Below are 20034 nucleotides of genomic sequence, written 5' to 3' on the forward strand. Positions count from 1 at the left end.
GATGGAAATCCGCGGCCTCTGGTATCCTGCTGGAAGCTCGGAACGTCATCACGCGTCTTTGCTGCTTGACCGGAATAAGTATCGGCTGCAAAGGGATGATGTCGATCAAAATGTTCGACCAATCACGGGATTGGCTGCCGAGCTGAAAACAAGCCAGCGCGTCGGCAATATTCCGCGCAAAATCACATTCAACGACCATTCAATATTTGAAACGCAAGATAACGATAAAATAGATCAATGGATTGATCTCAGTGGAACGAGGCTTGAATTTGGTGCGGTGTTACATGAAATAGAATCGAAATGGCGCTGGATTGTGCCCGCGCTGGTTATCGTGATTTTGATTGGCTTTGCAGGAGCCAACTGGGGATTGCCCTGGTCGAGCCAGGCATTAGCGCGCACGATACCGGATGGCGTGGTTAAGAAAGTTTCATCGCGCACCATGTCGGTGCTCGACCAATTATTTTTTGAACCCAGCCAAATTTCCGCGGCCAGACGAGGAGTCCTGGAAACGCGTTTTTACGCATTAACCCAGGGCCTGAGCTGGAAGAAAAATCAGGCCGCTGAATTTAAGCTCCACTTCAGAAAATTAGGGGTTGCCAATGCGTTTGCGTTGCCGTCAGGGGATATTATCATCAGCGATGAGTTGCTTGCGCTCACCGAAAATCAAAACCAGGTTGACGCTGTTTTGCTTCACGAAGTGGGGCATGTTGTCAATAATCATGGATTGCAGCAAATTATCAGATCTTCCATGGTGTCATTTGTTGTCGCCATGATTTCTGGAGATCCGTCCGGGTTAGAGGAAGTGTTTGTTGCCTTGCCGACATTCATGCTGCATAGCCATTATTCCCGGGAGCATGAAGTTGAAGCCGATTTATTCGCATTGGAGACGATGATCGAAAAAGGAATTAATCCTGTCCATTTCGCTGAGGCTCTTGAAAAGCTTGACCCAAACCAGCCTAAAACGCAACAGGAATATTCCGATCAAGATGAAAAATTAAAACCAGCAAGTCCCCAAGCAAGTCCCCAAGCAAATCCCCAAGCAAATCCCCAAGCAAATCACGTGGATGAATCTGTGCTGGATTATTTTTCCAGTCATCCGCCTACATCCGATCGAATTGCCGTCGTCCTGGAATATGCTAAGCGATTTCGACAACAGCGCGATTCGCTGAAACAGAGCGGCGACTAAGGGTGGCTGATGACACCGGCTATAGTCGGTTTTGAAGCGCCGGTCACCGAGGGCAGGGTTGATGTCAGCCGGTTCAGCGTTCGATATGCCATCCATGCGAATGCCGCCGCTTCAACCCACTGCGGGTCGATTCCCAGCGCTGCGGTTGTCTCAATTATGAGTGTTGTTTGCTGCTTGAGCAAAGCGGTTAAAACCCGGTTTTTTGCGCCGCCGCCACAAACATAGGCGGTGGCTGCCGCGGGCGTAAGCGCATTGACTTGGTCGGCAATTGTTTTGGCGGTGAGCGCGGTCAAGGTTGCCAATATGTCGGTGTTTGTGGCCTGCTCCCGCCCTTCCCACAGGCGCAATTTTTCGTCGAGCCAGCGCGCGTTAAAATATTCAAGCCCGGTGCTTTTGGGCGGCGGCATGGCAAAATAGGCGTCCTTTAACAGCATGTCCAAAAGATCCAATTGAATGGTCCCGCTTTCTGCGAGTTCGCCGTTGTGGTCGTAATCGCAGTCGAAATGAGCGCGGCACCAATAGTCCATTAGCGTATTTCCGGGGCCGGTATCAAATCCCATTATTTTAAGTATCCCCTTGCGGGAGACATTGCATTCGGCATCACTGGCGGCAGCGCTTTTGTCAACCGCCGGCAAAAAAGTGATATTGGCAATGCCGCCGATATTAACCACGCTACGATGCTCGGCTTTGCTGGCAAACGCGGCTTGATGAAAGGCCGGCGCTAACGGCGCGCCTTGTCCGCCGACTGCTAAATCGGCGGACCTGAAATCGGTCACAACGGCGATGTTCGCCAGCCGCGCCAGTTCCGCGCCGTCGCCGATTTGCAGTGAAAACGGGGGATCGCTGTGCGGGCTGTGATGAATTGTTTGGCCATGACAACCGATTACGGATACCTTTTTTCTGTCAATGGTTTCCAGCAATCCGCAAACCGCTTCGGCATAGTGCCGCGCAAGTTCAATGTCCAGATTTTCCGATTGTTGCGCATCGCTGATTTTGCGACCGATGAGTCGCCGGATTTTGTCTTTGATGGGCTTCGGGTAGGCGCGATTGACGGTGGAATGTATCGTCAGTTTTCCCCGGTCGGCGATTTCCAGAACCACGCCGTCAACGCCATCCGCGCTGGTTCCCGACATTAAGCCAATGGCATAAACGGGACGTTTTTTTCTGGGCATGGGTGGATTACGCCAGCCGGTGTATGTTCCCGCTGGGTTAGTATGAGCGACCCATAGTGCGTCACTGCTGTCCCCTTAACTTTCACAGCAACGAGGATTGATTGTGATTGAAGCCGGGCCTGGGGGGCGGGTGGCCACGCAAGAGTGCCATCAAGTCGCGCTTGTCGAACAAGTCAAGATGCAACAGGCGGAGCATTTGTTGCATGCTTTTGCCCAGCCGCGACTGGAATTTGATGAACGCCAAGAGTAAATACACGCACAGCGCGATCCAAATTTGCGTCATCACCGCGTTATTGCTGGTGCCGATGAAAGACTTTATCTTCAGGTTTTGCTTGATCCACTTAAAGAACAATTCCACCTGCCAACGCGCCCGGTAAAGGTCGGCAACCGTCTTGGCCGCCAGTTTCAAGTTATTGGTCAAGAAAACGTAATGCTTGCCGGTCTTGGCATCGCGGTAGCCGATGCGGCACAGTGGGATGGGGCATTGTCCGGATGCTTTGGCGCCGGTGAACACGATGCGCTGGTCGCAGGTCAATCCCTTGCTCTTCAACACCGCAGCGCGACCGACAACGCGATACGCCGCGTTTTTCTTGATTCGAGTGACAAAGAATATGCCTTTGTCATTCAACTGTTTATACCCGCCATAGTCGTTATATCCGCGGTCGATGACGACTAGGCTGCCTTTGGGGAAACGCAGCGCGCGCCCGATAGCGAGGTCGCTGGTTTTGCCGTCGGTGATGGCGACGAACTCGGGCAGGCAACCGCTGTGGTTCAGCCCGACATGCAGCTTGACCGCCCCCTTGGTCGTTCGGAAATCGGCCCACGGGAAGGCCGAGAGGCACAACTTGATGGTGCTGGCATCGAGCGAATACAGCGGGTTCTTGAAACGAAACTTGTGGCCGGGCGCGACCCCCTGGCAACGTCGCAACAGCTTCCCGAACAGTGCCTCGTACAACGTATAAGGCTTGTCCCGGTTGATGCGCGCCAGGCTGGAGCGGGACAATTCGACGCCGCCCAAGTGATACAGTCGATGCGCCTGAGCGCCCAGGTTGTCGATGATGTCGCGCAAGCGGTCGCGGCCGGTCGGTTGCGCCATGAACAGGCCGACGAACTGCGCCCAACGCGATGCGACACGGAACGAGCGGCCACTATGATGCCGTGTGGCGAGGGTCTCGAATTCATGTCTCGGCGCCCATTTGAGGAGTTGCGATAAAACTGTGTTACAATGCGCCATGGTCTGATTCTCCTATTTGATTCAATAAGTTGTGTGTCATCTCATTGTATCAATTCAGGGCGAATCAGACCATCTTTTTTGCTTGTTAATGGGACATCAGTGATTGTGCGTACAATTCGACATGACGATGAACTGCATGACGATGAACTGCATGACGATGAACTGCATGATGATGGACTGCAACTAACCAGCCGCTCAGTTTGGCTCGGGTTGCTGATTGCCCAGGTTCTGATTGCCCAGGTTCTGATTGATAGGGGTATCCACATTGTTTTGTGCCAGGGCCCGATTTAAATATTCAAGCTCGGCGACCCAGAGGCCCGCAGTTTGCTGAAACTGCGCTCTGGATTTTTCAGGAATGGGGTCGGAAGTAGGGAGTGCCACTGTTCTCGGGTTCTTGTGCACGCCGTTGATTCTGAATTCATAGTGTAAATGAGGCCCGGTTGCCAGCCCGGTACTGCCGACATAACCGATAATTTCGCCTTGTTTTACTCGAACGCCTGAACGAATGCCCTTTGCATAACCGCTTAAATGCGCGTACACGGTCTCATATTTTCCGCCATGCCGAATGATAATGGTTTTGCCATAGCCGCCGTTGCCACCCGCCAGCCTGATTTTCCCGTCGCCAGTGGTCAGCACGGGCGTGCCCCGTGGCGCGCCGTAGTCCACGCCCTTGTGCGCGCTCCAGATTTTCTTGACCGGATGCAAGCGGTTGTTGCTAAAGTTAGAGGTAATGTAGCCGAATTTAAGCGGTGTTCTCAAAAAAGCGCTTTCTATGCCGCCGCCATCCGGCGCGTAGTAGCGGGTATGTCCATCCTTATCTTCATGCCGAATGGCTTGTAAAATTTTGCCGGACAGCACTAACTCCGCGGCGATGATTTCCCCGTCGCCTATTTTTTCATCGTCAAGGTAGTGCTCCTCATAGATGATGGAAAATTGATCGCCGGCCCGAAGGTCCATGCTGAAGTCAACCTGCCAGCCAAACAGGGCAATGAAGTTATACATGGTATGCAGCGAAATCCTTGATTTTTTGGCGGCACCCAGAAGATTGTGCTGGATCGTGGCTTTGGCATTGTTGAGTCGAATTTCCGGTTCGCGTTTTGTTATCTCAACAACAAATCTGTCATCAATGGGTTGAACGGTAAGGGTGTCGAAAGTGTTTATCTGGTATTGCAACAGCGCTAACTTGCCCTGTTGATCTTTCTTGATTTTAATTTCCTGGCCCGGCCTGATTTTTAATAGCGGCTTGGCGTCTTCCAGGCGGGCGAGTCGGTAAGCGTCGCTGACGCCGAGATGATTGCGATTAAATATTTGGGAGAGGCTGTCGCCGTTGCGAACCTGGGTTGTTATCCATGGTTGAGACTGAGGCGGGGATTGCAACTGCGCGGTTAGCCGGAGCTTGCTGGCATCGGCTTCGCTGGCCTGATCGGAGGTTGGTTCGGCATCTAAAGCATGCCATTCCAACGGCATGATATCGGGCTTAATATCAGGCTGATTAACATTGAGTTGCCGCTGGTCGGATTGTTCATGGTCGGGTTGCTTGAAACTGGATTGTTGTACAATTGACCCGGAAGCGATTGGTCGCAAAATTTTCGGGAAATCAGATTCTGGAATGATTCCGGCGACCGCGGCATTGCTTTCGGGGAAATTGTTTTGTGCGTTAATTTCGGCAAGCTTTGCAGTCGATGCTGAAGGGGCGTTGGTCAAAATATAAATAACGAATAATGTCACTGCGGCGAGCGGCACTAAAACGGCATAATGTATTCTGGCACGATGCATTCCAGCCGTTGACTGACTTGCCATTGACCGACTTGCCATTAACCGATTTGGCTTGAGGTCTTTAAGATCGCGTTGTCGTGTTGATCGCTTCACGGCTGGCATCGTTGGGTTTGGTGTATTTGCGTATTTGTGTGGACGACGAGAATCACTTGGCTGCGCTGACTCTGCGCCAATGACCCTGTTTCAGTGACTCTGTCTTGGCACCGTACTTTACCCATAAGTGCCTTGCAGGTCAAAAAGTTTTCACTGCACCTTGTATAATTTTAGGGAACGCTTAATTATAACTGGTTTTAATGAATAATCATGAACGAAAAATCGAATAATTTCTCGGATAATCTCCCGGATAATTTCCCGGGGATTATCGCCGAATTGTCCAGGGGCGCGGATGAAATTCTGCTGGAGCAAGCGCTAACGGAAAAACTCGAAAGCGGTCGCCCGCTTCGGGTAAAAACCGGATTTGACCCGACCGCGCCGGATTTGCATCTGGGACACACGGTGCTGCTCAACAAGATGCGGCAGTTTCAGGAACTGGGCCATCGGGTGATTTTCCTGATTGGCGATTTCACCGGGCTGATTGGCGACCCAAGCGGTACAAATGAAACGCGCCCGCCTTTGACGCGGGAGCAGGTGATTGCCAATGCTGAAACCTATAAGGATCAGGTGTTCACGATTCTGGATCCGGATAAAACCGAAATTCGGTTTAACTCCGAATGGATGAACCAACTCGGCGCCGCTGGCATGGTGACCCTGGCCGCCCGGTACACGGTGGCAAGAATGTTGGAGCGCGATGATTTTAAAAAGCGCTTCAAACACAATCAACCCATCGCTATTCACGAATTTCTCTATCCATTGGCGCAGGGCTACGATTCGGTCGCGTTGCGCGCCGATGTCGAGCTTGGCGGCACCGACCAAAAATTCAATCTTTTAGTGGGGCGGGAGTTGCAAAAACAGTACGGCCAGCCGCAGCAAGTGGTGATGACCATGCCCTTGCTGGAGGGATTGGACGGGGTTAAAAAAATGTCCAAAACATCGGGTAATTATGTTGCCCTCGAAGATTCCCCTGCAGAAATGTTCGGCAAGATCATGTCGATTTCAGATGAGTTGATGTGGCGTTATTTCGAGTTGCTGAGATTCAAGCCCAATACCGAGATTGCGGAACTTAAAAAGGCAGTGGCCAATGGCTTAAACCCGCGAGATGCCAAGTTTACGTTAGCGGAAGAAATTATCGCTCGGTTTCATTCCAACGCCGATGCGGCCCGCGCCAAGCGGGGTTTTATCGAGCAGTTCAGCAAGGGCGGGATGCCGCAAGACATGCCAGCGTTTGAATTGTCGGCCGGGGCAAGCGGTTTGCCCATCGCCAACCTGTTGCAGCAGGCGCGCCTGGTGGCATCGACCTCGGAGGCGCATCGCATGATCAAGCAAGGCGCGGTGCGGGTGGACGGCGAGAAAATCAGCGACCGCGGATGGGTTGTCAACGCCGGCACCGAGCATGTTTATCAAGTCGGCAAGCGACGATTCGCGCACGTTCGCTGCGCGTAGAGGCGCGCAGTCTCAGATGCGGTGAACCCGGACACTAATGCTTTAGCATAGACTTTTTGGGGTAAACTAATGGCGTCCAACTCATTCCGTCCAAAACTGTTCGTGACAAGTCTGTTGATGGCGGTGTCAACCCAAAGCTAAAATGTCCCCTTTGCTTCATTTAGTAATCGTGAAACAGGCTCGGTCCAAGCACTGATTAGAGGTGTCGCCAAGGGTGATCCGGGGCGGGTTTCCAGGTGGATTGTTGCTGCCGGTGAAGTGCTTGCTCGACCTGGTTGCGCACGGTCTTGTCATCGGCCGGCATAACGGCGGCCGGTCCTTGTTGGAAGATCCGATAAGCCAGTGCTTTGCCCTTGTGCAGTAGCGTCACCGCGCCGTTAAAGTCCTCGCAGACGGTAATGGTGGCGCCGCGCAGACGATAGCCTTTGCCGCAGCCTTGCAACTGGTATTCGATGTTGCGAAACGAAATAGTCAGGTTCTTGGACAGTTTGCGCCTGTGCTGCAGGCACAGGATGAGTGTCAGCGCCTCGGCGCTGTGTAATACCTCACGCTGGGCCGGAATATGCAGCATTGTCGGGATAGTGTGCGGTGACCGCAAAACGTCGATGGTAGTCGTCAATAAACCGGGGCAGAAATGCGTTGGCTTGCTCAATGGAACGGATGCTTAGCAAGCGCATCTCCTTGACCAGTCGGTCTTGCAGGGTCTTATTGGCTCGTTCTACACGCCCTTTTGCCTGCGGGGTGTTGGCGTGAATAGGCTCGATGTCCAGGGTCTTGAGGGCGCGGGTAAATTGAGTTGGTTCGCCTTCCTTATCCGGATGATTGACCCGAAAGATACTGTGCTTATCGCTATAAATGGCCACCGGACGGCCATGCCTGTCAAGCTGTTGGTCGAGTGTCTCCATATCAGCCCGGGTGGTCTCTGTGGGCGCAAAACGCAAGGCTAACAGCCGACTGGTCGCATCATCAATGAAGACAATCAAGGTGCAGCGCGGGCCTCGCCCTTCAAACCAGTCATGCGGTGAGCCATCAATCTGTACCAGTTCACCCAGCCGGGGCCGGCGGGGTCGACTCTGGTGGATTACCGCTTTTTTCCGTTGTTTCCCCCGCCATAACCCATCCTTGATCATCCACTTGCGCAGGGTCTCCACCGAGCAATGGCAAGCATGCAGTTCGGTGAGTTTCTCGTGGGCAAAGGTCGGCCCGAAGTCAATATAATGTGCCCTGATGATCGCCAATGCCTGCCGGCGAACCGCATCGCCAATAGCGTTGCCGGGGCCTCGTCCCCGGTGTGTAGAGGCCATCCCGGCAGCACCACAGGTGCGGTAGGCGCGGGTTAACCGTTTTACCTGTCTGACGCTCAGTTGTAGTCTCGGTGCCGCCTGCGCTGGCGTAAGCTGGCGACTGATGATGGATCGGATAACCGATACGCGATCAAGTTCTGCATGGCTCAATGTGATGCTCTCCTTTGTCATAACCCCTCCTGAAGTCAAAAGGGGGACATTTTACCTTTGCTAAAAGGGGACATTACAGCTTTGGGCTAACAGTCTGTCGATGGCGGTGTCAAATATGGGGTGGATATGATATTGTTGGGGCGAATCAGATATGAGCACGCAAATTTGAGCATGTACAGATTCAAGCGTGTATAATCGCGCATGTGGAATTGTGCATGTAGATTGCGCATGTGCATTGCAACTGAGATAATGTGTATTAAAATCGTTTCAGTGGTCGTATAATTATCAGCTGACCGACGTTTGAAATACATTACCCACATAAATTAACATCACTATAATTAACAGCACGAATACCCATATTATTTGATTGACCAACAGGAGAATATAAAATGAAACACTTAACTACATTTGGCATTATCTGGGCAGCACTAGGCTTGTTAGTCGGTAGCGCCCATAATATTGCCATGGCGGCAGAATGTCCGGCCGTCACGGTAGCCGACTCGATGGGAGTTGCAGCCGGGAAATATCCGCAACAGTACGAGCTCTCGGAGTTTCAGTCTCTGGCCAACTGCACGTTGTCATTTTCCGGCAACCCCGACGCGGCCGCTCTGAACAGCCGTATTCGCGGCAACCCGCAGTTGCCGCCGCTGGAAGATCGTATACCTATGGAGCCGTTGGTGGTGGCGCCTTACGCTTCGATTGGAAAATACGGCGGCACCTTCGATATGATCTCGAACGCGACCGAAGCGGGTACCTCTGATTTCCTGGCGATACGCCACGTCAATCTGGTACGTTTTTCCGACAATTTACAAACCATCGTTCCGAACGTCGCCAAAGACTGGGAGTGGAACGACGATTTTACGCAACTGACTTTCTTCCTGCGCAAAGGCCACAAGTGGTCCGATGGCGCGCCGTTTGGTGCAGAAGACATCAAGTACTGGTATGACAATCTTTCGCTGAACCCCAACGTATTCGAAAAGCCGAAAGATTACGTGCTGGTGGGCGGCGAGCGTATGACCCTAGATGTCCTTGATCCGCAAACGATACGTTTCAACATGCCGGCGCCGAAACCGGGACTGTTGGCGCATTTTGCCAACTCTTATGCGCAGGGTTTCCAGCCCAAGCACTTCCTCAGTAAATGGGATCCGGAGCTTAACCCCGATGCCGACGCGATGGCCAAGGCCGCCGGTTTCGAAAACGGTCTCGAAGTGTTATCTAACTATTACGGCAACTCAGACTGGACCGATACCCCGACACCGATGCTGCGCAGCCCAGACAAGGCTGGCAACTTGCCGGCTGACACGGTACCGACGCTGGAATCTCACATTCTGATTTCGGAAAGTACCGAAGGTCGTCACCTAGTGGCTAATCCGTACTTCTTCCAGGTCGATACCGCGGGTAACCAGTTGCCGTATGTTAGCGAGCAGGACGAGATTTTCGTCAACGAAGACGAGGTACGTTTGCTCAAGCTGGTGAACGCCGAAGTGCACTTCAAGGCACAGTCGTTGCAGTTGTCCACCGCGCCACTGTTACTGGATAACCAGGAGAAAGGTGACTACACCATTCAACTGCGTCCCGAAGTCACAATCTCGAGCTTCGGCATTAACATGACCCATGAGAATCTGGAAAAACGCAAGGTCTTCGCTGACCTGCGCTTCCGCCAAGCGCTGTCGGTTGCGATGAACCGCGAAGAAATGAACGAGGTCGCCTTCTTCGGTATGGGGGAAGCCAAGCAATATGTTGGTTTCACGGATTCACCCCCGTTCGTTGAGGACAAGTGGAAGCAGCATTTTGCCCAGTATGATCCGGCATTGGCGAACTCGTTGCTGGATGAGATAGGTCTGAAAGATACCGACGGCGACGGATTCCGTGAATTGCTAAACGGCGACAAGCTGGTGATAAACCTGCAGTTCGCGGTGCAGGGTGCTCCCGCTGCATTGGTGGAACTCATCGGCCAGCACTGGAGTGCGGTGGGTGTTCAGACTACGGTCAAAGAAGTTACCCCGGATGAATACCGTTCCGCGCAATCGTCCAACAAACTCGATGTCACCAATTGGCGCAACGGCCAGCCGCTCGCGATCGTGCTGGGAACCAACCAGATTTGGGTACCGCCTTATCACGATTATTTCACTGTGCGCACCAATATGCTATGGGCGGAATGGGTCGATTCGAACGGCGCCAGCGGCGTAGAACCGCCGGATTACGCGAAACAAATGATGGAAGACATCACTGCGTTCCAGTCCGCCCTCGTGGGCACGCCGGAATCGGACGAACTGGGTGCGCGCCTGGTTGAGAACCTGGTCAGCAACCTGCTGTTTATCGGTACGGTCCAAGTACCGGCGCCGATTTACCATCGCAACGCGGTGAAAAACGTCGTCGAGTACACGACGCACTCGTTTGAATACTATCGTTCCTATCCCTATCGCCCCACCCAGTGGTGGCTGGACGAGTAGTATTCACTGGTCGACAATAATTTTGGTTGCGGGCATTGCCCGCACCAAATAACCAGTCTTTTGGCTGAAAAACCGCAAAAGAAAAATATAGGGGAGGCATAGAAGCACCAAATGTATCAATTTGCTCGTTTCGCTGCCACGCGCGCCGCGTTAGCGGTCATCACCCTGATAATGGTTTCGTTCATTGTTTTCAGCCTGATGGAGCTGGTGCCGGGAGACTGCGCCGAACGTTACCTCGCTTTTAAAAACACGCAAGGCAGTCAAATCTCGGTCGCTGACATCGAGGCCGAACGCGTCCGCCTTGGGCTGGACAAACCCTATATTACGCGCTGGGGCACCTGGATTATTAGCGCATTCCAGGGAGATTATGGTGACAGTTGCATTCTACGAGTCAATATCGCCCAGCTTTTGGGGGAGAAGTTCTGGATTAGCCTGTGGATTTGCCTGTCATCCCTGTTGCTCGCCTACATCATTGCGATCCCGGTTGGAATCATCGCAGCCACATCGAAAAATGCCCTGCTGAATAATAGCCTGCGTTTCGTCAGCTACCTGGGCCTGGCAATGCCGAACTTCCTGCTGGCGCTGATGATCATGCTGTTTTCGACCATTGTTTTCGGCGATAGTCTGACTGGGCTGTTTTCCAAAGAATTTCGCGATGCCGCCTGGTCTTATGATCGGGTGATTGATTTCCTGTCGCGCGCCTGGCTGCCGGTATTTATCCTCGGCTGGTCGGCGACCGCCTTTGCCATTCAGACCGTGCGCGCGCTGATGTCCGACGAAGTGGGCAAGTTGTATGTCACAGCCGCGTCGGCGCGCGGTGTTACCGGACGAAGGCTGCTGTGGCGCTATCCCGCGCGGCACGCCCTTGGGCCGATAATCAATTCGCTGGGTTTTGATTTGAACCGCATCTTCAATGAGTTGCCGATCGTCGCGCTGATTTTAACCTTGACGGAAGCGGGGTCTTTATTGATCGAGGCATTGGCCCGATCCAATGATCAGCAACTTGCCGGCGCGATTATTTTTATGCTGACCGCCAGTATCGTGGGCATTAATTTTGTCACCGATATCATACTTGCGCTCACCGATCCGCGGATTCGCCGTAGCATCCTGGACTAATCAACATGACAGATACTGCCAACGTTGACCTAAATGTAGACCAGAAGAGCAAAGAGGCCTATTTTACCGCCTCCCAGGGCCAGTTAATCTGGTCCCGGTTTAAAAAGCAAAAAGCCGCCATGGTGGGTGCGGCGGTGCTGATCTGGTTGATACTTTCGGGGATCTTTGCCCCATTTCTTACGCCCTATGATCCGACCATTGCGGGCCGCGATGCGGACTATCAAGACGGCGCACCGCAAATTCCCAAGTTCTGGGATGAAAATGGCTTTTCCGCAAGACCGTTCATTTACAGCTACGAAAGAACGCGCTCCATTGAGACAAATTTTCGCTGGGTGACAAAGATCGACAGGGGTTTGGATGCCCGTCGGTACGTGGTTCTGTTCCCCCAAGGGGATAAATACAAACTGCTCGGCATGAGTTTCAATAAGCATATGTTTGGCGTTGATCAAGGCAAGATCCACCTGTTCGGCACCGATGGCACCGGCAAGGATATTTTTTCCAGAACCTTCCATTCGATCAACACTTCGCTGGCGGTGGGCACCATCGGCGTTCTCATTGCCTTCGTGCTGGCGCTAATCATCGGCGGAGTCTCCGGATACTACGGCGGCTGGGTTGATTCGATTTTGCAGATGATCACCGATGCGGTGCGAACCATCCCCGCAATCCCGCTATTCATGGCAATTGCGGCGTTCATTCCGGATACCTTGAGCTCCGAGGGGCGGTTTCTAATCATCTCTATAATCCTCGGTTTCATTGGTTGGCCGACCCTGGCAAGACGGGTTCGAACTCACCTTCTAACCGAGCGCAACCAGGAATACGTGCTCGCGGCACAGTTATGCGGAGCTTCCGCAGGCCATATCATCGGGCGTCACCTGTTGCCGAGTTTTACCAGTTACATCATCGTTGACCTGATTATTTCATTCCCTTATATGGTGCTTTCCGAAACCGCGCTCAGCTTTATTGGCCTGGGTTTAAAGGAGCCGGTGAATTCACTGGGGGTCATGTTGCAAAATGTGACCAGCGCGGATGTCCTGCTCAATTACCAATGGAATTTCATACCGGTTATTTTCTTCATCACTCTGGTGCTGGCCTTTGTTTTTGTTGGCGACGGATTGCGTGATGCCGCTGATCCTTATGGGGACACCAAAAAATGACGACACTAAAATGACAGCAGCGTTGATTTCAGTAAAGGATTTGACCATCCGCTTCAAAACCGACGAAGGCTTGGTGACCGCCGTGGAGCAAGTGACTTTCGACATCGCCTCGGGCGAGATACTCGGGCTGGTCGGCGAGAGCGGCTCGGGCAAGTCGGTGACCGCCAAGGCGCTGATGCTGCTGAACCCGGATAACGCGGTTTACGACCCCGCAGGCAGCATCACGCTGAGCCTCGGCGATGAGCAAGTGGATGTGCTGTCGCTGCCGCCAAGTCAGCGCAAGGTTATCCGCGGCGGCGCGGTTTCGATGATTTTTCAGGAACCGATGGCAAGTTTTGCCCCGGCCATCTCCATTGGCGAACAGATGGTCGAGCAGTTGCTGATTCATTCAGACATGAACAAGGCCAGGGCTAAGGAAATTTCCATTGAGATGCTGGCGCGAGTGGGAATTCCAGATCCGGAGCAGCGTTTCAGCCAGTATGCGTTTGAGTTTTCCGGCGGTATGCGCCAGCGCGCCATGATCGCCATGGCGCTTTCGACCAAACCCAAGCTGCTGATTGCCGATGAGCCGACCACCGCGCTTGATGTGACCATACAGGCACAGGTTATCGACCTGATGAAGGATCTGGTGAGCGAATTTCATATGGCGATCCTGTTCATTACCCACGATCTGGGCGTGATCGCCCAGACCGTGGACCGGGTGGCGGTGATGTATCTTGGCAAACTAATCGAAAAAGGCAGCGTACGGGAGGTGCTCAGAAAACCGGGCCATCCCTATACGCAAGGACTTATGAACGCGCTGCCGAGGCTCGACGACCTGGACACGCCGTTGACCGCGATCAAGGGCGACATTCCCTCGCCGCTTGACCGGCCTACGGGTTGTGTCTTCAACACGCGCTGTCCGGTTTCACTCGGGAGCGAATGCGAGTCGCGTGTTCCGGTTTACACAACCACGCAAGACGGGCATCAGGTTGCCTGCCTTCTGGCAGAGAAAGAGGCGGCGCCGGCATGACCGAGACCCTCATTACCACCAACGATTTATCAGTTCACTTTCCACTGCAAGGCAACCTGTTCGGGCCAAAACCAGTGGTGCGCGCGGTTGAAGGTGTCACGGTTCACATCGAGAGGGGCAGCTTCTTTGGACTGGTGGGTGAATCGGGGTCTGGCAAAACAACGCTCGGACGCGCCCTGTTGCGCGCCGCACCCATCACCCGCGGCGCGGCAAATTACTCGGATAGTGATGTTAGCTATGATCTGACAACGCTCAAGGGCGATGATATGGTAGAGTATCGCAAGCGCGCGCAGCTCATTTTCCAGGATCCCTATGCCGCGCTCAGCCCGCGCATGACGGTGCGCGACATCATCGCCGAGCCGCTGGAAGTCATGCGGTTGACCAAGACGCGGGAAGAGACCGATGAGCGGGTGCGTGCAATCGCCGCGAAATGCCGCATCAATCTCGAACATCTGCGGCGCTTTCCACACGCCTTTTCCGGCGGCCAGCGGCAGCGTATCTCAATCGCGCGCGCATTGGTTTCAGAGCCGCGCTTCATCGTCGCGGATGAAAGCGTCGCCGCCCTTGACGTGTCGATCCAGGCGGATGTGCTGAACCTGCTGAAGGGGATTCAGAAAGATATGGGGCTGACGTTCCTGTTTATCAGCCACGATCTGAGCGTGGTGGCGCATGTCTGCGACCATGTGGCGGTGATGTATCTGGGGCGGTTGGTGGAGACCGCGCCGACTCGCGAACTGTTCGCGGCTCCTCGGCACCCCTATACCAAAGCATTGCTGTCGGCAATCCCGTCCCTCGATCCCGATGACCATGGAAAAGTAGTAAAGCTGGAAGGTGAAATACCCTCGCCGATCAATCCGCCGCCAGGCTGCAAATTCCAGACCCGCTGCCCGTTCGCCATCGACATCTGCCGCAAGGAAGAACCGAAACTCGACCATTCGGGATTTGAGCATGATGTCGCCTGCCACCGCTGGCAGGAACTGGCTGAACAAGCCGATACTAAGGCCGACACTGAGGCGTAGGTTACAGACTCCCTTTTTTATGGGAATGATATGCAATAATCCGCGGCGCGGCGCCTATGCGGGGTTGGTCAAGTGAGCGTAGATGCCAAAATGCGATCAATGGCACCGAGCAACAGGGAAGGCATCGAGGGAAAAATCCATGTCGCTGATTGCGTGAAATTTATGCTCGGGCGCATGGCGGCGGGATCGGTCGATTTGACAGTCACATCGCCGCCCTACGACAATCTGAGGGACTATCAGGGCTACTCGTTCGACTTCGAGGGCATAGCCGACGGGCTATTCCGCGTCACCAAGCGCGGCGGCGTGGTGGTGTGGGTAGTCGGCGACAAAATCAATGGCGGCAGGACACTGACCAGTTTCCGGCAAGGGCTGTTCTTTCAGGAAATCGGTTTTCAGATGCACGATGTGATGATTTACCAGAAAAAGAATACGCCTTTCATGCGAAGCAACGCCTACACGAATTGCTACGAGTTCATGTTTGTTTTGAGCAAAGGATCGCCCGGAACATTCAACCCAATCAAGACGGAAACGGCGCGGAGTGGCTTTGAGATGCTGACGCACAACAAACTGGCGGATGGCGTGAACAAGAAAATCCGCAAGGAGTTGAAGAAGGAAAAAACCAAAACCAACATTTGGCAATACGCAGTCGGGCTTGGCGGGACGACTTCGGACAAAATAGCATTCAAACATCCGGCGGTGTTCCCCGAAAGGCTGGCACAGGATCACATCTTGTCGTGGACGAATCCGGGGGCTTTGGTATTCGATCCGATGTGCGGATCAGGAACGACCTGCAAAATGGCAATGCTGAACGGAAGGCGCTGGCTAGGCATTGATATTTCCAAAGAATATGCGGAAGTGGCCAGGCAACGCATCAAAGAAGCGGGAAAGCAGTTACAGATATGGTGAAGATAATCAAAAATGGCTGCTTGGTTGTTTGCAAGACCCACAAAGGTCGGATGGTGGAGATGGGCGGAAGCATTGCCGAGTTTGAGACGCACTTTGATCGGCACTCAATCGCCGAGGTTCGAGAGATGGGCGCGGACAGATCGAGATTGTATGTGATAGGCAGGTGTGCCGAATACATTATCCCAAACACAGATTTTTTATTATATTGACCTCACGGAAACAGGGAAAGGACATCCCAAGAAAATATGCAATATCTGCCATGTGATCAAACTACAATCCGCTTTTCAGCCAAATCAGCACGACTCGACAGGCAAGATAACGACAAGGCCAAGTTGCAAGATATGCCGCAGAGACATAGACAGGAAACCCATGACAGCGGCAGCAATGAGGAAGGCGGCAAAGCACAAGCCAAAGAAAGGGACATTGTGGAAATGCCCGATTTGTCAAAAGCAGTGCATCGTAGATATTACAGCGAAAGTCGTATTAGACCATCGACATTCGGATGGCACATCCAGGGCGTTTCTGTGTGACAGTTGCAACACTGGGCTTGGCAGATTCAAGAATGGGGAGAGTTACCTGCAAAATGCCATAACCTACCTGAGCAAATTCGAGAAGAAATAGCCGCATGAAGCCCCCGAAGAAAATCACCGAGCCGGAATTGGCCGGTGCCGCCAGGTCGGCATTATTATCCATGCCGAAAAAAAGCAGCCACCGCGCCGGCCACAAGCGCGGGTGGAAATTGATCAAAAGGGGTAATTATGCGGTTTGCGGATTTGTGTATGTAATTCCCTTCTTTATATGGGCATCAAAATGTAGTTTCGTCTCGGAGCGAACACCTGTTTCCATCAGGATCGACAAAATCAACCACCGTACCCCAAACTTCTTTTCTTAGTTTTACACTTACCCCTTTGCTGTGCAGTTCGGCGGCCGATTTCTCAACATCGTCCACGTTAAATCTTAGACAAACTGGATTCTGCTCAAGTGATTTTGCGACCGCACTTGCGCTACCCCCAGTTTCGATCATCAAATAATTAGGTTCAAGATACTTTAAGCGGTGATTTCGGATAGATTTCAGCAGATATTGACACCCATTTTCGTGGCGCATATTGAAGCGAAACTCACACTCTTTCAAAGGAGTCCGGCTACGCCGGACGACATATTTAACTGGATTCCCGCCTGCGGCGAGAATGACGGGCTGGGGGGATAATGGTGAATCGGAAGGCGATGAGTTCTTTTGAGAAGAAAATGGTAAATAATTGTCACGCAAAGCGTGACACTAAAACGTGCTCTATTACCTATCATTCGTCATTGCCCGGCCCATATTATTATTATTGGCCGGGCAATCCAGTTATTAACCCGTTCGGCGTAGCCGAACTCCTTATTATCGCGGCTTCGCCACTCTGGATTCCCGTCTGCGGCGAGAATGACAAATAAGGGGCGTCATTGCCCTGCTCATATTATTATTGGCCGGGCAATCCAGTGGAATATGCCGTCCGGCGTAGCCGGACTCCTTTGCGGCGAAGCCGCGCTGTTTGATGCGAGAATGACAGCATGGCGATGGTGCTTGTTGCTTACCGCTAATGTATGAGCGCGTCCCGGCGGCTAGCGCCGCCACTCTGGATTCCCGCCTTCGGCGAGAATGACGGCCGAGAGGGCGGTGCTAAAACACCGCTGGAAAGGAACAAAACGAGCAATGAATTAGTGAACACATACGCTCGCATTGCTCGGCGATGCGTTGTCTGATTTGAGTATACAATCGGCTGGTCGCCGGGCCAGAGATGCTGGTGATTTGTGCGACTTCGCAAGCCTCGATATCAAGGCAAAACAGCCGTGGAATCGCCCTGAATTTATTCTCCGAAATTCGGCAACGAATGACATGCTTGTTTTTCATTTATAGAACAATTAGTTATGACCATTTCACTATACCTTAAAGTATCTTGAACCAATAATTATTCCCGCCCATATCGCAGCAAGTGAGTTTCGAATGTTCGTTATCAAGCGCGTATAAGATGGGCAATTCCAAAACGATCGAGTAAAATTCAACGCACTCATCATAATTTTCAGTGCAAAGTATCAGGCCGGTTCGTATATATTGCATGTTAGATTATATCGTTTGATTCGATGCCGTGAGTTTACTGGTTTCCCGGCCTGTTGTATTGATTGTCAACCGCCATAGTGAATGCTCGGTTAAGGAATTTGAATGGTGGACAAAGGGGCATCCCTGAATAATCAGCGTTTCCTTAATATATTTCATCGGAAACCAATTGACTAAATGGCGTTAGACAACCACCGCCTGCTCCTGATTGCGCAGCCCAGTAGTTATCGCATTGCCGCGTTCCTGTCGGCGGCAACCCAGTTGGGACTGGAGGTCCTGATTGCATCGTGTGGCCGCCATTGCCTGGTATCCGAAGTACATGATGGTATTCACATAGATCTGGTTAATCAGGAATCGTCGCTGCGGGTCATTGTTCAACAGGCCCGGGCAACGCCGTTTCATGGTGTCCTGGGTATTGACGATAGCACCGTTGAGCTTGCGGCAAAAGTCGCACGGCAGATTGGTTTGCCGCATAACTTGCCCACCGCCGCCCAGTTAACCCGACGTAAAGATCTGGCACGGGCTCACCTGGCCCAGGCCGGTTGCCCCATACCTCTTCACTGGTTAGTCAATCTCGACCTGCCGCTGCAGCGACAAATGGCGGACATACAATTTCCATGTGTAATCAAGCCCCTGGTGCTATCCGGCAGCCGAGGCGTTATCCGCGCAAATAACCAACAAGAACTGATTACCGCCTGTAAGCGCATCGAACCCGTGTTGGCCGAGGTACGCGATCCTTTTGAAAAACGGCACTTGCTGGTGGAGAGGTACCTCAGCGGGGAGGAGGTTGCTTTTGAAGGGTATCTTTATCACGGCGAACTGAAAACGCTGGCGATATTTGATAAACCGGACCCATTGACTGGCCCGTATTTCGAAGAAACCATCTACGTCACCCCTTAGAGCTTGTCCGCCAGATTGCAATCCACAATCAGGGAAAGCGTTGCCGCCGCCTGCAAGGCATATGGGCTAACAACCGGGCCGATCCACGCCGAACTGCGAGTCAATGGCGCGCAAGCCTGGATCCTCGAAGTGGCGGCCCGCACCATCGGTGGAGATTGCGCCCGTAGCCTGGACAATGGCGATGAATTTAACCAGGAGAAATTGGTAATCTCGCTGGCAGTCAACCGTGAGTACCAAATAAATCCACCCACAGAAGCCAGGGGAGTGATGATGATCCCAATCAAGCAACCGGGAATTTTACGGCGAGTGGAAGGCCTGTCCGACGCAAACCGGGTCGAACATATCGAAAACATCGATATCATTATCCGCTCAGGTAATGAGTTAATCCCGCTACCAGAGGGAAATCAGTATCCCGGCTATATATTTGCCCGAGCGGATACGCCGCGAGAGGTAGTCGCTGCGCTGCGCCGGGCCTATGAAAAACTAAATTTCGTAGTGGCGCCGATATTCAACACGCGGGTTGTATCGTAGTGAAAACGCGCGCATTTTTCCATTGTCGGCCATTGCAGGCACAATTTGCAGGCGCCCTTATTTTGACGCGCCGGCGGCATGGAAACCTGCGGGCAGCTGGCCGTAGTCCCCTTCGCCGAAGAAAAATCCTTGCATGTGTTTTTCAATCAATTCCAAGGATTTCGGGTCCGATGTGTTGAGACCGTTCTCGTTGATGATCGCGGTCAAGCGCACCAGCCATTGCGCCCAGCCGCCTTTGGATACATTCGCAAATACCCGCCGCCCCAACTCACCTGGGTAGGGCGGTGAATCCAGCGCTTCGGCGTCCTGCTTCAGCACCACACAGTGCACGGTCTCATTCGACATTTCTGGCTATAAAAATTTGCATAAAAACTTGCAGTAAAAGTTTGCAGTAACGCTGGATTATATCTAATTACGCGCCGGGTACGCGGCCGATTTCTATATCGGGATTTGAGTCCTAATAATAATCAAGTCCAAAATAATCAAG

18 protein-coding genes and 3 pseudogenes are annotated in these 20034 nt (G+C 52.8%); 14 read left to right on the forward strand and 7 right to left on the reverse strand.

Annotated elements, in window-relative coordinates; genetic code table 11:
- Position 1: 1 nt before the first annotated feature.
- Complete coding sequence (locus tag ACP158_RS05285; protein ID WP_424947910.1) at positions 2-1186, forward strand: M48 family metallopeptidase; 1185 nt, start codon at positions 2-4, stop codon at positions 1184-1186.
- On the opposite strand, the gene ACP158_RS05290 is transcribed toward ACP158_RS05285, so the two are convergent.
- The 3 genes from ACP158_RS05290 to ACP158_RS05300 all read right to left on the reverse strand — a co-directional run bounded on the left by ACP158_RS05290 (position 1183) and on the right by ACP158_RS05300 (position 5392).
- Positions 1183-2358 (reverse strand): anhydro-N-acetylmuramic acid kinase, encoded by a 1176-nt coding sequence (locus ACP158_RS05290; RefSeq protein ID WP_424947911.1) that lies wholly within the window; start codon positions 2356-2358, stop codon positions 1183-1185. The genes ACP158_RS05285 and ACP158_RS05290 overlap by 4 nt on opposite strands.
- A gap of 82 nt (positions 2359-2440) precedes the next feature.
- Positions 2441-3592 (reverse strand): IS4 family transposase, encoded by a 1152-nt coding sequence (locus tag ACP158_RS05295; protein ID WP_424947912.1) that lies wholly within the window; start codon positions 3590-3592, stop codon positions 2441-2443.
- Between the two features lie 195 nt (positions 3593-3787).
- On the reverse strand, positions 3788-5392 hold the full coding sequence (locus tag ACP158_RS05300) for a peptidoglycan DD-metalloendopeptidase family protein (protein ID WP_424947913.1): 1605 nt from the start codon (positions 5390-5392) through the stop codon (positions 3788-3790).
- Between the two features lie 279 nt (positions 5393-5671).
- On the opposite strand from ACP158_RS05300, the gene tyrS reads away from it, so the two are divergent.
- The gene (gene tyrS, locus ACP158_RS05305; RefSeq protein WP_424947914.1) at positions 5672-6907 is read left to right on the forward strand and encodes a tyrosine--tRNA ligase; all 1236 of its coding nucleotides are present in this window, start codon (positions 5672-5674) and stop codon (positions 6905-6907) included.
- A gap of 196 nt (positions 6908-7103) precedes the next feature.
- On the opposite strand, the pseudogene ACP158_RS05310 reads toward tyrS, so the two are convergent.
- Positions 7104-8382: pseudogene (locus ACP158_RS05310) on the reverse strand (ISNCY family transposase).
- 368 nt (positions 8383-8750) lie between these two features.
- Between ACP158_RS05310 and ACP158_RS05315 the strand changes: the two are divergent.
- The 8 genes from ACP158_RS05315 (at position 8751) to ACP158_RS05350 (ending at position 16642) form a co-directional block, all read left to right on the forward strand.
- On the forward strand, positions 8751-10814 hold the full coding sequence (locus tag ACP158_RS05315) for an ABC transporter substrate-binding protein (RefSeq protein ID WP_424947915.1): 2064 nt from the start codon (positions 8751-8753) through the stop codon (positions 10812-10814).
- A 111-nt stretch (positions 10815-10925) separates the two neighbouring features.
- A complete protein-coding gene (locus tag ACP158_RS05320; RefSeq protein WP_424947916.1) occupies positions 10926-11930 on the forward strand; it encodes an ABC transporter permease in 1005 nt (334 codons plus the stop codon).
- 5 nt (positions 11931-11935) lie between these two features.
- Complete coding sequence (locus tag ACP158_RS05325; protein WP_424947917.1) at positions 11936-13084, forward strand: ABC transporter permease; 1149 nt, start codon at positions 11936-11938, stop codon at positions 13082-13084.
- 10 nt (positions 13085-13094) lie between these two features.
- Entirely contained in the window at positions 13095-14096 is a 1002-nt protein-coding gene (locus tag ACP158_RS05330; protein ID WP_424947918.1) for an ABC transporter ATP-binding protein, read from the forward strand.
- Positions 14093-15115, forward strand: coding sequence for an ABC transporter ATP-binding protein (locus ACP158_RS05335; protein WP_424947919.1), 1023 nt, complete (start codon positions 14093-14095; stop codon positions 15113-15115). Before ACP158_RS05330 ends, ACP158_RS05335 begins: the two co-directional genes overlap by 4 nt.
- Positions 15116-15205: 90 nt before the next feature.
- Positions 15206-16021, forward strand: coding sequence for a DNA-methyltransferase (locus ACP158_RS05340; RefSeq protein ID WP_424947920.1), 816 nt, complete (start codon positions 15206-15208; stop codon positions 16019-16021).
- On the forward strand, positions 16015-16230 hold the full coding sequence (locus ACP158_RS05345; protein WP_424948496.1) for a hypothetical protein: 216 nt from the start codon (positions 16015-16017) through the stop codon (positions 16228-16230). Before ACP158_RS05340 ends, ACP158_RS05345 begins: the two co-directional genes overlap by 7 nt.
- Before the next feature lie 52 nt (positions 16231-16282).
- Positions 16283-16642, forward strand: a complete 360-nt coding sequence (locus tag ACP158_RS05350; RefSeq protein ID WP_424948405.1) for an Hpy99I family type II restriction endonuclease — start codon at positions 16283-16285, stop codon at positions 16640-16642.
- A gap of 184 nt (positions 16643-16826) precedes the next feature.
- Here ACP158_RS05350 and ACP158_RS05355 read toward each other — a convergent pair whose 3' ends face one another.
- Positions 16827-17126, reverse strand: a complete 300-nt coding sequence (locus tag ACP158_RS05355) for a VOC family protein (RefSeq protein WP_424947921.1) — start codon at positions 17124-17126, stop codon at positions 16827-16829.
- Between ACP158_RS05355 and ACP158_RS05360 the strand changes: the two genes are divergently transcribed.
- Genes ACP158_RS05360 through ACP158_RS05370 form a run of 3 tightly spaced genes read left to right on the forward strand, consistent with a single transcriptional unit; the run spans position 17103 to position 17609 of the window.
- A complete protein-coding gene (locus tag ACP158_RS05360; RefSeq protein ID WP_424947922.1) occupies positions 17103-17228 on the forward strand; it encodes a hypothetical protein in 126 nt (41 codons plus the stop codon). The two genes, ACP158_RS05355 and ACP158_RS05360, sit on opposite strands and share 24 nt — an antisense overlap.
- A 38-nt stretch (positions 17229-17266) precedes the next feature.
- Positions 17267-17455, forward strand: a complete 189-nt coding sequence (locus tag ACP158_RS05365; RefSeq protein WP_424947923.1) for a hypothetical protein — start codon at positions 17267-17269, stop codon at positions 17453-17455.
- Positions 17445-17609, forward strand: a complete 165-nt coding sequence (locus ACP158_RS05370; RefSeq protein WP_424947924.1) for a hypothetical protein — start codon at positions 17445-17447, stop codon at positions 17607-17609. The genes ACP158_RS05365 and ACP158_RS05370 overlap by 11 nt, the downstream gene beginning before the upstream one ends.
- Positions 17610-17815: 206 nt before the next feature.
- On the opposite strand, the pseudogene ACP158_RS05375 reads toward ACP158_RS05370, so the two are convergent.
- A pseudogene (locus tag ACP158_RS05375) lies at positions 17816-17912 on the reverse strand (IS1595 family transposase); the annotation flags it as partial.
- Positions 17913-18293: 381 nt separating this feature from the next.
- Between ACP158_RS05375 and ACP158_RS05380 the strand changes: the two are divergent.
- Positions 18294-19547: pseudogene (locus ACP158_RS05380) on the forward strand (ATP-grasp domain-containing protein).
- Between the two features lie 57 nt (positions 19548-19604).
- Here ACP158_RS05380 and ACP158_RS05385 read toward each other — a convergent pair.
- Positions 19605-19892 (reverse strand): oxidative damage protection protein, encoded by a 288-nt coding sequence (locus ACP158_RS05385; protein ID WP_424947925.1) that lies wholly within the window; start codon positions 19890-19892, stop codon positions 19605-19607.
- Positions 19893-20034 lie beyond the last annotated feature (142 nt).

The organism is Candidatus Spongiihabitans sp., assembly GCF_965247905.1.
Classification (GTDB): Bacteria; Pseudomonadota; Gammaproteobacteria; order Arenicellales; family Poriferihabitantaceae; genus Spongiihabitans.

Coding starts and splice junctions, on each gene's coding strand:
- tyrS (WP_424947914.1), top strand. CDS start 5,672: ATGAACGAAAAATCGAATAATTTCTCGGATAATCTCCCGGATAATTTC.
- ACP158_RS05345 (WP_424948496.1), top strand. CDS start 16,015: ATGGTGAAGATAATCAAAAATGGCTGCTTGGTTGTTTGCAAGACCCAC.
- ACP158_RS05330 (WP_424947918.1), top strand. CDS start 13,095: ATGACAGCAGCGTTGATTTCAGTAAAGGATTTGACCATCCGCTTCAAA.
- ACP158_RS05300 (WP_424947913.1), bottom strand. CDS start 5,392: ATGGCAAGTCAGTCAACGGCTGGAATGCATCGTGCCAGAATACATTAT.
- ACP158_RS05385 (WP_424947925.1), bottom strand. CDS start 19,892: ATGTCGAATGAGACCGTGCACTGTGTGGTGCTGAAGCAGGACGCCGAA.
- ACP158_RS05325 (WP_424947917.1), top strand. CDS start 11,936: ATGACAGATACTGCCAACGTTGACCTAAATGTAGACCAGAAGAGCAAA.
- ACP158_RS05315 (WP_424947915.1), top strand. CDS start 8,751: ATGAAACACTTAACTACATTTGGCATTATCTGGGCAGCACTAGGCTTG.
- ACP158_RS05320 (WP_424947916.1), top strand. CDS start 10,926: ATGTATCAATTTGCTCGTTTCGCTGCCACGCGCGCCGCGTTAGCGGTC.
- ACP158_RS05340 (WP_424947920.1), top strand. CDS start 15,206: ATGCGATCAATGGCACCGAGCAACAGGGAAGGCATCGAGGGAAAAATC.
- ACP158_RS05365 (WP_424947923.1), top strand. CDS start 17,267: ATGGTAAATAATTGTCACGCAAAGCGTGACACTAAAACGTGCTCTATT.
- ACP158_RS05335 (WP_424947919.1), top strand. CDS start 14,093: ATGACCGAGACCCTCATTACCACCAACGATTTATCAGTTCACTTTCCA.
- ACP158_RS05285 (WP_424947910.1), top strand. CDS start 2: ATGGAAATCCGCGGCCTCTGGTATCCTGCTGGAAGCTCGGAACGTCAT.
- ACP158_RS05290 (WP_424947911.1), bottom strand. CDS start 2,358: ATGCCCAGAAAAAAACGTCCCGTTTATGCCATTGGCTTAATGTCGGGA.
- ACP158_RS05355 (WP_424947921.1), bottom strand. CDS start 17,126: ATGCGCCACGAAAATGGGTGTCAATATCTGCTGAAATCTATCCGAAAT.
- ACP158_RS05370 (WP_424947924.1), top strand. CDS start 17,445: ATGACAAATAAGGGGCGTCATTGCCCTGCTCATATTATTATTGGCCGG.
- ACP158_RS05295 (WP_424947912.1), bottom strand. CDS start 3,592: ATGGCGCATTGTAACACAGTTTTATCGCAACTCCTCAAATGGGCGCCG.